The sequence below is a fragment of the Streptomyces sp. S3(2020) genome, assembly GCF_013044505.1.
Taxonomy (GTDB): Bacteria; Actinomycetota; Actinomycetes; order Streptomycetales; family Streptomycetaceae; genus Streptomyces.
This window is the reverse complement of sequence record NZ_JABERD010000069.1, coordinates 1-14,223: the sequence shown is the minus strand read 5'-3', so window position 1 is coordinate 14,223 and position 14,223 is coordinate 1. Positions and strand designations below refer to the sequence as shown.

The following is a 14,223-nucleotide window of genomic DNA, read 5'->3' as shown; positions in this document are numbered from 1 at the left end:
CATGGGTGATCGTCCCGACGACTTGAGCGGTGACGTCAGGTGCTGCTACGGGGCTACGGGGAAGGGGGAACTCAGGTGGTGGGTGCGCCGAGGGCAGGGAGGACCACGGCGTCGATGTACGAGGTGAGGAACGACTGCGTCGGAGGCAGCTGGTCGATCATCGTGCGGGTCGCGAACGCCCCGACCATCATGTGGATGATGTAGTCCAGCGCCGGGCAGTCGGCCCGGACCTCACCGCGGTCGACCGCGCGCTGCATGACCTTCTTGAACTCGTCCATCTCGGGTTCGACGAGGAGTTCCCTGAAGGCCTTCATCAGCTCCGGATTCCCGTGCACGGCCATGGCCATGGCCCGCATCAGGTCGGAGTTCCGCTCCATGGCGCAGTCGTCCTCGCGGGAGACGAGGGTGTGGAGGTCACCGCGCAGGGTTCCGGTGTCGACGTCGGAGATGCTGCCGCCCGGCTTCTGGCTCTTCATCGCCTTCACCACCAGCTCGGGCTTGCCGCCCCACTGACGGTAGAGCGTCGCCTTGCTGGACTTGGTGCGGGCCGCCACGGCGTCCATGGTGAGGGCGTCGTAGCCGACCTCGCGGAGCAGTTCGAGCACGGCCGCGTACAGCTCGGCCTCGCGCTCGGGCGTGATCCGACTGCGACGCGCCGTTGCGACCTCGGTCATGATGTCCGCCTCCCACTCCGAACGACACGGTTTCGTACAGGACGAATGTAGCGCATCCCCATTCGAAACGAAACCGTTTCGTACGTGTCCTGGCTCACCCTGGATCAGGACTCGACCGTTTGTCCTGAGTTGCCCAGGCCCATCCCCCGGAAAAGCATGGGGAGGTGAGCTATCTGCGCCTGCCGCATCTGAGCGGCGACCTGCTGTGCTTCGTGGCCGAGGACGACCTGTGGCTGGCCCCCCTCGACGGGAAGGGACGCGCCTGGCGTCTCACCGCCGACCGCACCAAAGTGGGCCACCCCCGTTTCTCCCCCGACGGCCGCCACCTCGCGTACACGAGCTGGCGGAGCCTGGTCCCGGAGATCCATCTCGTGGACGTGGAGGGCGGTCCGGGCCGACGGCTGACGTACTGGGGCTCGGCGGACACCCAGGTCTGCGGCTGGACGCCCCCCGACGGGGACAAGGACGCCCAGATCCTGGCCGTCGCCTCCCACGGCGAGCCCTTCTCCTACTTCACCTGGGCCTACAAGGTCCCCACCGACGGCGACCCCGGCCGCAAGCTCCCCTGGGGCCCGGCCTGCGACATCCAGGTCGCCGACCTCGACGGCGACCGCAGAACCCTCCTGCTCACCGGCACCCCGCCGCACGAGCCGGCCGCCTGGAAGCGCTACCGGGGCGGGGCCACCGGACGGCTGTGGCTGCACGGCCACCGCCTCCTCGAAGGCCTGGAGGGCCACCTCCACTCCCCCATGTTCGTCGGCGGCCGGATCGCCTTCCTCTCCGACCACGAGGGCGTCGGCAACCTCTACTCCTGCGCCCACGACGGCTCCGACCTGCGCCGCCACACCGACCACGACGCCTTCTACGCCCGGCACGCGGCGAGCGACGGCACCCGGGTGGTGTACCAGTGCGCGGGCGACCTGTGGATCGTGGACGATCTCGCCGACGAGCCGCGCAGACTCGACGTACGGCTGAGCGGGCCGCGCACCGGCCGCCGTACGTACCCGGTGCCGGCCGCCCAGCACGTGGACGGCGTCTCGGTCGACGAGACGGGCCGCGCGAGCGCCGTCGTCGTCCGCGGCAGCCTGTACTGGCTGACCCACCGCGACGGCCCCGCCCGCACCATCACCGACACTCCGGGCGTACGGGTGCGGCTCCCGGAGATGCTCGGCTCGGTCGGCCAGGTCGCCTACGTGACGGACGCGGAGGGCGAGGACGCGGTGGAGATCGCCTACCTCCCCCGGGCGACGGGCGACCGCGACCCCCGGCGGCTGGCCTCGGGCGAACTGGGCCGGGTCCTGGAGATGGTCGCCGACCCGCGGGGCGAGCGCCTGGCCATCGCCGCCCACGACGGCCGCCTCCTCCTCATCGACGCAACGGAGGACTCCAACGGCGAGGTCACCGAGCTCATCCGCTCCATCAACGGCCCGGTCCGCGACCTCGCCTTCTCCCCGGACGGGGCCTGGCTGACCTGGTCCCACCCCGGCATCGGCCGTTCGCTGCGCCAGATCAAGATGGCCCGCATGAAGGACCGTCTGATCGTCGACGTCACCAACGGCCGCTTCGAGGACGAGAACCCGGTCTTCACCAGGGACGGCCGCTATCTGGCCTTCCTCTCCTGGCGGGGCTTCGACCCGGTCTACGACGTCCACACCGGGGACCTGTCCTTCCCGCTCGGCTGCCGCCCCTACCTGGTCCCCCTGTCCTCGGCGACCCCCTCCCCCTTCGCGCTCACCCCCGAGGGCCGCCCGGCGGCGGGCGGCCTGGACCCGGCGGAGGACGAACCGGACGACGGCAGCACCGTCACGGTCGAGGTGGAGGGCCTGGAGAGCCGCGTGACCCCGTTCCCGGTCACCGCCTCGAAGTACTCGGCGCTGTACCCGGTGGCGGGCGGCGGACTGGTCTGGCTGCGCTGGCCGATCTCGGGGGCGCTCGGCGAGACCTTCGCGAACCCGGACGACACCACCGGCCGCCCCACCCTCGAACACTTCAACATCACCAAGGCGAAGAAGTCCGAACTGATCGAGCACCTCGACTGGTTCGCGGTGAGCGGCGACGGCTCACGCCTGGTCGTCGTCGACGAGGGCGAGCTGCGCGCGGTCCCCGCCACCGAGTCCGGCGACAGCGACTCCACCGTCTGGATCGACGCCCGCCGCATCCTGCACGAGGTCGACCCGGGGGCGGAGTGGCGCCAGTCGTACGAGGAGGCCGGCCGGCTGATCCGCGCGTACTTCTGGGAGCCGGACATGTGCGGCATCGACTGGGCGGAGGTGCTGGCGCAGTACCGCCCCCTGGTCGAACGGGTCGCGACCCCGGACGAGTTCGCGGATCTGCTCCGCGAGGTCCTGGGCGAGCTGGGCACCTCGCACGCCTACGTGACGGCGGCCCGCCGCAACGAGGGCCCGCCCCACTACCAGCGCCGCCAGGGCCTCCTGGGCGCCAACTTCGTACGCCGGGAAGCCGGTTGGACGGTCAAGCGCATCCTCCCCGGCGACTCCTCCGACTCCAAGGCCCGCTCCCCGCTGGCCGGTACCGGCATCCGCGAGGGCGCGGTCCTGACCCACGTGGACGGCCGCCCGGTGGACGCGGCGACAGGCCCGTTTCCGCTGCTGGCGGGCGCGGGCGGTACGACGGTGGAGCTGACGTTCACCCCGGCGGAGGGCGAGGGCCGGGCGAGGCGGGTGGCGGTGGTCCCCCTCACCGACGAACGCCCCCTGCGCTATCAGGACTGGGTGGCCAAACGCCGGGAGGTCGTACGCGAGTTGAGCGGCGGCCGCTGCGGCTACCTCCACATCCCCGACATGGGCGGCTCGGGCTGGGCCCAGTTCAACCGCGACCTGCGCCTGGAGGTCTCCCGCCCCGCCCTCATCGTCGACGTGCGCGGCAACGCGGGCGGCCACATCAGCGAGTTGGTGGTGGAGAAGCTCACCCGCACGATCCTCGGCTGGGACCTGACCCGGAACGCCCAGCCGGTGTCGTACGCCTCCAACGCCCCCCGGGGCCCGGTGGTCGCCCTCGCCGACGAGGCGACCTCCTCGGACGGCGACATGATCACGGCCGCCTTCAAGCTGCTGAAGCTCGGCCCCGTGGTGGGCCAGCGCACCTGGGGCGGAGTGGTCGGCATGACCGGCCGCCACAGCCTCGGCGACGGCACGGTGATCACGGTGCCGATGAACGCGGCATGGTTCGACGCGTACGGCTGGACAGTGGAGAACCGGGGCGTGACACCGGACCTGGAGGTCCTGAGGACACCACTGGACTGGGCGGAGGGAAGGCATGTACAGCTCGACGACGCGGTGAGGCTGGCAGTGGACCTGCTGACGACGAGCCCACCGGCAACGCCCCCGGACTACACGAACGTACCGGACAGGTCGAGGCCGAAGTTGCCGCCCAGATCTTGAGAAACGCTGGGTGCACCCACCTGGGGGCGCGGGGAACTGCGCGACCAGCCCCCACCCGCCCGCACCCAACTACGCACCTCGAAACGGCAACGCGAACGTGGGGCACCCCAACACACAGGGCACCCCACGTTCAACGGCTCAAGCCAAGCGCAGCGCTACGCGTCGTAGTCCATGTCGATACGGTCCTGCTCCTCCTGCTGGAGCCGTTCCGTCTCCTCGTCGCGCTGCTTGCCGCGCTGCTGGCCCTGCTCCCTGGCCTGCTGGGCCTTCTGCTTGGCCTGCTCCTGCCACTGCTCGGACTTGTCCTGGAACTGGTCCTTCATACCCATGTGGGTTCACTCCCGAAGCGGGTGAGGGGATGAGCCCCGAGCCGGGGCCTCGACCAGATTCACACGCCGGGACAGAGCGCGCATTTCGATCAGTTACGGCGTGTAGCGCGCGCCTCCTCGTCGGCCGCCCCACCCGCACCCACGAGCCCCGAGCGGATCCCCGCCAGCCGGTCCCCGAACCGCCGCATCTCCCGCTGTCCGACCGTCCCGATCAGCCCCGGCAGATACCCGCGCACCCCCTGCGTCCCGCGCAGCCACCCCTGCCCGTACACATGGCTGGAGCGCCGCTCGATGCCGGCCACGATCCGGTCGACCGCGGGGCCCAGCGGATACGTCTTGTTGGCCGGCCACGGCAGTCGCTGCCGCAACTCCCGCATGACGTCCTCCTGATCGGCCCCGCGCACCATGTCGGTGTCGGTCCACGACAGGTAACCGACCCCGACCCGCACGCCCTTGTAGCCGACCTCGGACCGCAGACTGTGCGCGAACGCCTCCACACCGGACTTGGACGCGCAGTACGCGGTCATCATCGGCGCCGGGGTGATGGCGGCCAGCGAGGCGATCTGCAGCAGATACCCCCGGCTCTCCATCAGCGCGGGCAGGAAGGCGCGGGCGGTCACCGCGGACCCGATCAGGTTGACCTCGATCACCCGCCGCCACGCCTCCGGATCGGAGCCGACGAAGGGACCGCCGCTGGCCACACCGGCGTTGGCCACCACGATGTCGACCTTCCCGAACCGCTCCTTCACCTCCCGCGCGACCTGAGCCATCGCCTCGTGGTCGGTGACATCGGCGAACCAGTGGTCGCTGTCGGTGTGCAGCCGCTCGGAGACCTGCTTGAGGGCGTCCGGCTCCAGGCCGACCAGCGCCACCTTCGCCCCGCGCGCCGACAGCTTGCGGGCGAGCAGCTCACCGACACCGCGCGCCGCTCCGGTGACGACGGCCACCTGTCCTTCGAGGCTGACCCTGCTCATGCACCCTCCTTGATCGTTGCGTACGTCGTCACGAGGTCCCGGATCTTCCCGGTGACCAGCTCGGGCGCCTCCACGGGCGTCATGTGCCCGAGTCCGGGCAGTTCGGTGAGCCCGACACAGTTCGGCAGTGCAGCCACCAGCGAACGCGCGTGCACGGGCGGCGTCAACCGGTCGGCCGTGCCGACGACGACGGCCGTGGGCACGTCCAGCGACCGCACCCCGTGGTCGAGGTCGAGCAGATCGAGGACGTGCGACCAGGCGTGGCGCACCTTGCGCGGACACGCGTGCACGATCCGCGCGCACGCCTCGACCATGTGCGGGGCCGAACCGGGGCCCATCGTCCCGTACTTGAGGATCCGCCGCGCGAGCGGTGTGACCGGCCCGAGCGGCGCCCGCGAGCCGAGGATGTGCTTGGTCAGCCAGGTCCGCGGCCGTCCGGGCCGCATCGGTACGACGGTCGACTCGGCGACCAGCCGCGAGGAACCGGTGCTGCACAGCAGGACGGCGACGGCGTGCTCCCGGAAGGCGGCCCGGCCGGCCGCCGCCATCACCGTCATCCCGCCCATGGAGTGACCGGCGATCACGGCCTTCTCACCGGGCGCGAGAGTCGCCTTCAGTACGGCCTCGAAGTCGTCGGCGAGGGCGTCGGTGCTGCATGCCGGGCTCGCCGGGCTGCGTCCGTGGCCGCGCTGGTCGTAGGCGATGACCCGGTGGTCGACGGCGAGGTCGCGAATCTGCGCCGCCCAGAAGGCGGTCGAGCAGGTCCAGCCGTGCGCGAGGACGACGGGGGGCGCGTTCTCGGGCCCGTGCACCTCGACGTGCAGACGTGCGCCGTCGGCGGAGACGGCGGTCAGCTCACGGGCGGGGACGGGTGGGGCGTACGGCCCGGAGGAGACGTGCAGGAGCCGGCTCACGGGGCGCTCACCTCCGCACGGGCGGGCACCCGCAGCACCTCGTACTCGGCGAGGTCCACGCGCCGTGTCGCGCGCCGGAACTCGGTCGTGGTGCCCGGCCAGACGGTGGTGTTGCGGCCATTGGCATCGAGGTACCAGCTGGTGCAGCCGCCGGTGTTCCACACCGTGCGCTTCATGCGTTCCTGCACCCGCCGGTTCCAGGCGTGCACGGCGCCGGGCCGGGCGTCGAGGGCGGCGCGGCCGCCGAGGACGTCGAGCTGCCGTACGAAGTCGGCCATGTAGTTCAGCTGGGACTCGATCATCAGGATCATCGAGGAGTTCCCGAGCCCGGTGTTGGGCCCGATGATCGTCATCCAGTTGGGGAACCCGGCGGCGGAGGCGCCGCGCAGGGCCTCCATCCCGCCCTTCCACGCCTCGGCGAGGGTGCGCCCGTCCACGCCCACGACCCGGTCGGCGATCGGCATGTCGGTGACATGGAAGCCGGTGCCGAAGACGATCGCGTCGGCCTCGACCTCGCTGCCGTCGGCGGCGACGAGGGTGGAGCCGCGGACCTCGCTGAGCCCGCTCGTGACCAGGTCCACATTGGGCTGGGCGACCGCCGGGTAGTACGCGCTGCTGAGCAGGATCCGCTTGCAGCCGATGCGGTAGTCGGGGGTCAGCTTGGCCCGCAGGGCGGGGTCCTTGATGGCACGGGCCATGTTGCCCTTGGCCAGCTTCTCGACCAGCCCGAGTTCGTTGGGCCGCTTGGTGAAGGCCTGGACCTGCAACTCCCGGATGCCCCACAGGAGTCCGCGCCGGGCGTAGGTGGTGAAGGGCAGCTGCTGGTGCAGCCTGCGCTCGAAGCCGGTGATGGGCCGGTCGACACGGGGCATCACCCAGGGCGGGGTGCGCTGGAAGAGGGTGAGCTTCTCCGCGAGGGGCTGGATCGCCGGCACGATCTGGATCGCGGAGGCCCCCGTCCCGATCATGGCGACCCGCTTGCCGCGCAGATCGTAGTCGTGGTCCCAGCGGGCGGAGTGGAAGACCTTGCCGGGGAAGGAGTCCAGCCCCGGGATGTCGGGGATCTTCGGGTCGGACAGCGGTCCGGTGGCGGAGACGACGAGGTCGGCGGAGAGCCGCCCGCTGCTGGTCTCGATGTCCCAGCGGAGCCGGTCCGCGTCCCAGGTCATCATCTTGACCTCGGAGTCGAAGCGGAGGTGGGGCCGCAGCCGGAAGACGTCGGCCACGTGCTCCAGATAGGCCCGGATGTGCTCCTGCCCGGAGAAGGTGCGCGGCCAGTCGGGATTGGGCGCGAAGGAGAAGGAGTAGAGATGGGACGGCACGTCACAGGCGCACCCGGGGTAACTGTTGTCGCGCCACGTACCCCCCACGCTGCCGGCCCGTTCCAGGACGACGAAGTCGGTGACACCTTCGCGCCGCAGCCGCACGGCGGCCCCGAGCCCGCCGAACCCGGACCCGATCACCGCCACCCGCACATGCTCGTGCTCGGTCATCCCGAAGCCTCCACGCATCGCTCTTCTCGGACTCCGCCAGTGAACACTGGCGCAATGGGAGGGTAGGACAGCTCCTTACCGATGGGTAGGGGGCGGGAGAGGGAAAGTTACCGGAGGTACAACATAGGCTGCGCGCGTGACCGAGAAGCGCGAGTACCGCATGGAGGAATTGGCCCGCCTGGCCGGCATCACACCGCGCACCCTGCGCTTCTACCGCGAACGCAAACTGATCCCGCCGCCCCGCCGCGAGGGCCGTATCGCCTGGTACGACGACCACCACCTGGCCCGGCTGCGCACCATCGCCGCCCTCCTGGAACGCGGCCACACCCTCACCGGCATCGCGGAACTGGCCGAGGCCCTCGACCACGGCCGCGATGTCGCCGACCTCCTGGGCGTGGCCACCCCCACCGAAGAGGAACCGGTCCGCCTCACCCCCGAGGAACTCGCCGCCCGCTTCGAGGGCCAGGTCACCACGGAGAACCTCGCGACCGCCCTGGACCTCGGCTACCTCGGCACCGACGGCGACGAGATCGTCCACATCAGCCGCCGCCTCCTCGACGTCTCCTCCGCCCTCGTCGCGGAGGGCATCCCCCTCGCCGAGGTCCTCGCCGTGGGCAAACGCGTCCGCGAACACGTCGACGACCTCGCCGAGATGTTCGCCGAACTGGTCCTCCGCCACGCCACGGAGAACGACATGCAACGCCTGCGCCCCCTCGCGAGAAGCGTGGTGGAGGCGGAACTGTCCCTGGCACTGGACCGGCGGTTGCGCAAGCGGGACTAGACCCTCAGGCCACCCGTTTCCCCAAGTGCCCGGTGTTTCATGAGTATTCACTCCATCGAGGCACTTTCCAGGCAGTCATGCACGAAGTCACGTTCGTAGCCCGAGAGTGAGATCGAAAAGGCCCCGGCGACTGTGCGACCAGTCCCGGGGTGTGGCCGACACTTTCGAGGAGCGTCGACGTGTCCAAGCGTAGTCCTCAACCCCCAAGGGCCATTGCCGCCCTGCGCCTCAGCTGTGTCACCAGCGTGACCACTTCGCCGGAGCGGCAGCGATCCGCCATCCAACTCTCCACCGAAAGACTTGGCTTCACACTGGTCGCCGAGGCCACGGACCTCGGAGTCTCAGCCCGCAGGACATCCCCGTTCGAGAGGCCATCGCTGTCAGCCTGGCTGCTTCGGCCTCAGGACTACGAGGCCGTGGTGTGGTCGCACGTGGATCGGGCCGTGCGCTCCGTGGCGCACATGGTCGAGTTGGTCGCCTGGGGGCAGCAGCACGACAGAACACTCGTCTTCGGAGTGCCGGAAGCCGACGACCCGCTCGTGGTGACGCCCCAGGCCGACGGCTCCACCCTTCGCCGGTCCATGGAGCTGGCCCACGACGCGGAGCAAGAAGCCCGCACCATCTCGAACCGGCTCACGAGCAGCCACCAAGCGCTGCGCGCGGCCGGTCGCTACGGGGGCGGACTGGTCCCGTTCGGCTACCAGAAGGCTCCGCACCCCTCGGGAAGCGGCTGGTGCCTGGCTCCCGACCCGGAAACCGCCGGGCTGGTCCGCGTGATCGTCGACGACGTTCACGCCGGACGGTCCCTGGTCGCCATCGCACGCCGCCTGAACGAATCCGGTGTACCCGTGCCACGTGACCGCCACGCCCAGCTCCAGGGACGCCCGATGGGTGGTCGCCGTCACGGACGTGACTTCGAGCGGTTCCGTTGGACCTCGGGCACCCTGTCCAAGGTGCTGCGCAGCCCGTCACTGATGGGTCACCGCACACACGGTGGGCAGACGGTCCGCCACGAGTCCGGAGACCCGGTCCTCATCGGTGAACCGCTGCTGTCCGACGCCGAGTTCGCCGCGCTGCAGGATGCCCTTCTGACACGCTCCAACGGAACCCGCAGCCCGAGACGAGGTACGACCGCCCCGCTCACTGGCGTCGCCTACTGCTCCGGATGCGAAGGCCGCATGTACTTCGCTGTTCGGAAGGGCTATCCGTATGGCGACTACGTGTGCCGGGCGACAGCACGAGGCGAGATCTGCCCAGCCCCTGCCGCGATGCGCTCCGACTGGCTGGAGGACTACACGCTGAGCCGCTACCGCCTCGCGGCAACGGCAGTCGGTGACATGTCCCGTGAACGCCTCCTCCGCGACGGCGTCCACGTCACCGTCAGAAAAGGACAGTCCGGAGGTGGCCCCGTCCGGCTCGCAGGACCGGATACCACCCGCCTGACCTTCACACTCGGCGCACGCCTCTGAGCGGCTCTGCAACCCCGTGGGAGTGCCAGAGGGTGGGCACTCCCACGGCTGATCACATGCCGAAGACGACCGTCACGGGAGCGTGATCCGACCACCGCTCCTCATGGCTGGCAGCCCGCTCGACGTGCGCTTTCACGGCCCGACCCGCGAGCCCAGGCGTCGCCACGGCAAGATCAATTCTCCAGCCTGAATCGTTGTCGAAGGCACGCCCACGGTACGACCACCAGGAGTACGGCCCCTCGACGTCCGGGTGCAGGGCGCGTACGACGTCGACGTAGCCGCCGTCGTCCGGCGCCAGGACGCGCGTCAGCCACTCCCGCTCCTGTGGCAGGAAGCCGGAGTTCTTCTGGTTGGCGCGCCAGTTCTTCAGGTCGGCCGGCTGGTGGGCGATGTTCCAGTCGCCGCAGACGACGACCTCGCGGCCGTCGGCGGCGGCGCGCTCGCGCAGGTCCTTGAGGTACGCCAGGAACTCGTCCATGAAGCGGATCTTCTCGTCCTGCCGCTCGGTGCCGACCTCGCCGGAGGGCAGGTAGAGGGAGGCGACGGTGACGCCGGGGAGGTCGGCCTCGACGTAGCGGCCGCTGGTGTCGAACTCGGACGAGCCGAAGCCGATCCGGACCCGGTCGGGTTCGCGGCGGGTGTAGAGGGAGACGCCGGCGCGGCCCTTGGCGGCGGCGGGCGCGTGCACCACGTGCCAGCCGTCGGGGGCGCGGACCTCCTCGGGCAGCTGCTGCGGCTCGGCGCGCACCTCCTGGAGGCACAGCACATCGGCGGAGGTGTCCGCGAGCCACTCCACGAAGCCCTTCTTCGCGGCGGCACGCAGTCCGTTCACATTCACAGAGGTCACAGTGAGCACTCCGGCACGATACCGGCACACTGGACGCGGGATCCCGTTCGAGAATGTATTGATATACGGTAGGAAGCATGAATATCCGTCGCGTCTCCTTCGACCACCCCGACGCCGTGAAGCTCAACGACGAGGTCCAGGCCGAGTACGCCGTCCGCTACGGCGACGACGGCGACGCCACCCACATGGACCCGGCCCACTTCGAGCCGCCGAACGGCGCGTACCTCATCGTGTACGACGAGAGCGACGCCCCCGTCGCCACGGGCGGCTGGCGTGCCCAGGACACCAACGCGGAGGGCAACCGCGACGGCGACGCCGAGGTCAAGCGGATGTACGTGACAGAGCAGGCACGCGGCAGAGGGCTGGCCCGGCGCATCCTGGCGGCGCTGGAGGAGGACGCACGGGCGGCGGGCCGGGTCCGCATGGTCCTGGAGACCGGCGACAAGCAGCCGGAGGCCATCGCGCTGTACATATCCAGCGGCTACGAGCCGTGCGAGAAGTTCGGCTACTACCGGCACTACGAGTCGAGCCGCTGCTTCGCGAAGGCCCTCTGAGGACGCGGCCGGGCTCAGCTCCTGAGGTACGCGAGCACCGCCAGCACCCGCCGGTGCGTGTCGTCCGCCGGCGGCAGGTCCAGCTTGGTGAGGATCGAGCCGATGTGCTTGCCGACAGCCGCGTCCGACACCACCAGCGCCTTGGCTATCGCGCCGTTCGACCTGCCCTCCGCCATCAGCGCCAGCACCTCCCGCTCGCGCGGGCTGAGCCGGGCGAGCGGATCCCGCCGACGGCGCAGCAGCTGCCGTACGACTTCGGGGTCCACGACCGTGCCACCGGCCGCCACCTGTCGCAGCGCCTCCACGAACTCCTCGACCTGGCCCACCCGGTCCTTGAGCAGATAGCCGACGCCGGTCCCGTCACCGGAGTCGAGAAGCTCGGCGGCGTAGGCCCGTTGCACGTACTGACTGAGCACCAGCACCGGCAGCCCGGGCCGCTCCTCACGCAGTCTCACCGCCGCGTGCAGCCCCTCGTCCTGGAAGCCCGGCGGCATCCGGACGTCCGTGACGACCACGTCGGGCGTGTGCTCGGCGGCCGCCGCGAGGAGCGCGTCCGCGTCGCCGACGGCCGCGACCACCTCGTACCCGAAGCGCGTGAGCAGCCCGACTAGTCCGTCGCGCAGCAGCACGCTGTCCTCGGCGAGGACTATGCGCGGGGCTCGGTCGGCCGGCAAGGGATCTCCACTCGCAGCAGGGTCGGTCCACCCGGCGGGCTGGACAGGGAAAGTCTGCCATCGAGCACTGACACCCGGTCGGCGAGACCGGTGAGCCCGGTGCCGTGCGCGGCGGAGGCACCGCCGTGTCCGTCGTCCCGGACGGCGAGGACCAGCCGCCCGTCCTCGTGTCCGCCGCCGATGGTCACCCGGCTCGCCCCGCTGTGCTTGGCCACGTTGGCGAGCGCCTCGCAGACCACGAAGTACGCGGCGGTCTCGACGGGTTGGGGCAGCCGCCCCGGGATGTCCAGCTCCACGTCCACCGGGACCACGCTCCGGTCCGCCGCGTCCGCCACCGCGGCTTCCAGACCGTAGTCGGCGAGGACCTTGGGATGGATGCCGTGGATGAGCTCGCGGAGATCGGCCAGGACCATCTCCGCCTCCCCGTGCGCCTTGGCGAGCTGCTCGGCGAGCGTGCCGCCGGGCGGGGCGTCCAGGCGGGCGAGGCCGAGCGTCATGGTGAGGGCGACGAGACGCTGCTGGGCGCCGTCGTGGAGATCGCGCTCGATACGGCGGCGTTCCGCCTCGAAGGCGTCCACCAACCGGAGGCGGGAGCGCACGAGTTCGGTGACGCGCTCGCCGTCCCCGGGGGCGCTCAACAGGGCTTTCGCAACTTCGGCGCGCGCTCCGGCGGCCAGCCCCAGGGCGTACGCCCCCAGGACGAGCAACGGCACACCCGCCGCCGCGACCCCGAAGGCGCCTGGCCACGTGTCCACCGTCCACAGCTTGACGACCTTCGCCTCCCCGTCGACAGCCACCAGGAGCGGTGTGGCCAGCAGGAACAGCGGAACCCCGGCGGCGAAGGCCACGACGAGCGCGTCCAGCGGCCACAGCACGAGCCCGAGCAGCACGGCGTACGCCAACTCCCGCCAGGTGGCGGCCTCTTCGAGCCGCACGGTGAGCCACCTGGTGAGCCCGGGCGCGTCGGGCACCCGGTGCTGCGCGAGCGGCACCGGCCCCATCCCCGCCAGCCGCAGCCGCCACCGCTCGACGGCGGCCACGGGGATCCCGCACAGCGCGGTGAGCACCAGCAGCGGCAGCCCGACGAGTACGACGGCCGTGACGCCGCCCACGACGGCCCCCGCGACGATCACCACCAGCACGACGGCCCCGAACACCGCCCCGCCCGCCAGGAAGGCGACCGACCGCCACGGCCACACCGACCCCAGATATCCACGCCTGCTCAGCGCCTGCCACACCGTCATGGAGATCACGGTAGAAGGCGGGTACGGGCCGGCGGAATCCGCCTGAGCGGACATCCGGGGGTATGCCTGGCCCTACCCCAAGTCTCCGTCCTGCCGCACTGATCCGAGGGGCGGCGGCGCGGTTTCGTAGGGCCCTCTTCGACTTGATGAGGGCCGTCGGCCTTCAGCGGACTTAATGAGGGCAGATGACAGACCAGGCGATCCGACTCACCTCCGTCATCCGGCGGTACGGCGAGGGCGACAGCGCCGTGACCGCGCTCGACGGCGTCTCGCTCGGCTTCGGAACGGGCACCTTCACCGCCGTCATGGGCCCGTCCGGCTCGGGCAAGTCGACGCTGTTGCAGTGCGCGGCCGGACTGGAGCGGCCGACGTCGGGCTCGGTGCGGATCGGCGGCACGGAGCTGGCCGGGCTGAGCGAACGCCGGCTGACCCTGCTGCGCCGCGAACGCATCGGCTTCGTCTTCCAGTCGTACAACCTCCTGCCCTCCCTGACCGCCGAGCAGAACGTCGTCCTGCCGCTGCGGCTGGCCGGCCGGCGTGTGTCGAAGGCACGCGCGCGTGAGGCGTTGGCGCGGGTGGGGCTCGGCGAACGGACCCGGCACCGGCCCGCCCAGTTGTCCGGCGGCCAGCAGCAGCGCGTCGCCCTGGCCCGCGCGCTGATCACCCGTCCCGAGGTGCTGTTCGCGGACGAGCCGACCGGCGCGCTGGACTCCGCCACCGGGCGCGAGGTGCTGTCCTTGCTGCGCTCCCTGGTCGACACCGAGGGCCGCACGATCGTGATGGTCACCCATGATCCGGTGGCCGCGTCGTACGCCGACCGCGTGGTCTTCCTGGTGGACGGGCGCGTGCACGGGGAGGTGGTGGGGGCG

The 14,223-nt window shown here is 70.9% G+C and carries 13 protein-coding genes; 5 read left to right on the top strand and 8 right to left on the bottom strand.

Features of this window, described 5'->3' with window-relative positions; all coding sequences use genetic code 11:
• Positions 1 to 71 precede the first annotated feature (71 nt).
• The gene (locus tag HLK59_RS22515) at positions 72 to 674 is read right to left on the bottom strand and encodes a TetR/AcrR family transcriptional regulator (protein WP_171143297.1); all 603 of its coding nucleotides are present in this window, start codon (positions 672 to 674) and stop codon (positions 72 to 74) included.
• Between the two features lie 164 nt (positions 675 to 838).
• On the opposite strand from HLK59_RS22515, the gene HLK59_RS22510 reads away from it, so the two are divergent.
• A complete protein-coding gene (locus HLK59_RS22510) occupies positions 839 to 4,075 on the top strand; it encodes a S41 family peptidase (protein ID WP_171143296.1) in 3,237 nt (1,078 codons plus the stop codon).
• Positions 4,076 to 4,230: 155 nt separating this feature from the next.
• On the opposite strand, the gene HLK59_RS22505 is transcribed toward HLK59_RS22510, so the two are convergent.
• The 4 genes from HLK59_RS22505 to HLK59_RS22490 all read right to left on the bottom strand — a co-directional run bounded on the left by HLK59_RS22505 (position 4,231) and on the right by HLK59_RS22490 (position 7,785).
• Complete coding sequence (locus HLK59_RS22505; protein ID WP_171143295.1) at positions 4,231 to 4,404, bottom strand: hypothetical protein; 174 nt, start codon at positions 4,402 to 4,404, stop codon at positions 4,231 to 4,233.
• A gap of 89 nt (positions 4,405 to 4,493) precedes the next feature.
• A complete protein-coding gene (locus HLK59_RS22500) occupies positions 4,494 to 5,378 on the bottom strand; it encodes an SDR family oxidoreductase (RefSeq protein ID WP_171143294.1) in 885 nt (294 codons plus the stop codon).
• Positions 5,375 to 6,292, bottom strand: a complete 918-nt coding sequence (locus HLK59_RS22495) for an alpha/beta hydrolase (protein WP_171143293.1) — start codon at positions 6,290 to 6,292, stop codon at positions 5,375 to 5,377. The genes HLK59_RS22500 and HLK59_RS22495 overlap by 4 nt, the downstream gene beginning before the upstream one ends.
• Complete coding sequence (locus HLK59_RS22490; RefSeq protein ID WP_171143292.1) at positions 6,289 to 7,785, bottom strand: NAD(P)/FAD-dependent oxidoreductase; 1,497 nt, start codon at positions 7,783 to 7,785, stop codon at positions 6,289 to 6,291. Before HLK59_RS22490 ends, HLK59_RS22495 begins: the two co-directional genes overlap by 4 nt.
• 136 nt (positions 7,786 to 7,921) lie before the next feature.
• On the opposite strand from HLK59_RS22490, the gene HLK59_RS22485 reads away from it, so the two are divergent.
• Both HLK59_RS22485 and HLK59_RS22480 read left to right on the top strand, forming a co-directional pair.
• Positions 7,922 to 8,566, top strand: a complete 645-nt coding sequence (locus tag HLK59_RS22485; protein WP_346779793.1) for a MerR family transcriptional regulator — start codon at positions 7,922 to 7,924, stop codon at positions 8,564 to 8,566.
• A gap of 149 nt (positions 8,567 to 8,715) precedes the next feature.
• Positions 8,716 to 10,035: a recombinase family protein gene (locus HLK59_RS22480; protein ID WP_346779792.1), complete on the top strand. Its 1,320-nt coding sequence runs from the start codon at positions 8,716 to 8,718 to the stop codon at positions 10,033 to 10,035.
• A 52-nt stretch (positions 10,036 to 10,087) separates the two neighbouring features.
• Here the strand turns inward: HLK59_RS22480 and HLK59_RS22475 are convergent, their stop codons facing one another.
• Complete coding sequence (locus HLK59_RS22475; protein WP_171143290.1) at positions 10,088 to 10,912, bottom strand: exodeoxyribonuclease III; 825 nt, start codon at positions 10,910 to 10,912, stop codon at positions 10,088 to 10,090.
• A 47-nt stretch (positions 10,913 to 10,959) separates the two neighbouring features.
• Here HLK59_RS22475 and HLK59_RS22470 point away from each other — a divergent pair, with 47 nt between their 5' ends.
• Positions 10,960 to 11,436 (top strand): GNAT family N-acetyltransferase, encoded by a 477-nt coding sequence (locus HLK59_RS22470; protein WP_171143289.1) that lies wholly within the window; start codon positions 10,960 to 10,962, stop codon positions 11,434 to 11,436.
• Between the two features lie 14 nt (positions 11,437 to 11,450).
• Here HLK59_RS22470 and HLK59_RS22465 read toward each other — a convergent pair whose 3' ends face one another.
• Both HLK59_RS22465 and HLK59_RS22460 read right to left on the bottom strand, forming a co-directional pair.
• On the bottom strand, positions 11,451 to 12,110 hold the full coding sequence (locus tag HLK59_RS22465) for a response regulator transcription factor (protein WP_171143288.1): 660 nt from the start codon (positions 12,108 to 12,110) through the stop codon (positions 11,451 to 11,453).
• Complete coding sequence (locus HLK59_RS22460; protein ID WP_171143287.1) at positions 12,083 to 13,354, bottom strand: sensor histidine kinase; 1,272 nt, start codon at positions 13,352 to 13,354, stop codon at positions 12,083 to 12,085. Before HLK59_RS22460 ends, HLK59_RS22465 begins: the two co-directional genes overlap by 28 nt.
• 185 nt (positions 13,355 to 13,539) lie before the next feature.
• Here HLK59_RS22460 and HLK59_RS22455 point away from each other — a divergent pair.
• Positions 13,540 to 14,223 (top strand): ABC transporter ATP-binding protein (locus tag HLK59_RS22455; RefSeq protein ID WP_171143286.1); only part of this gene is annotated, 684 nt, incomplete at its 3' end.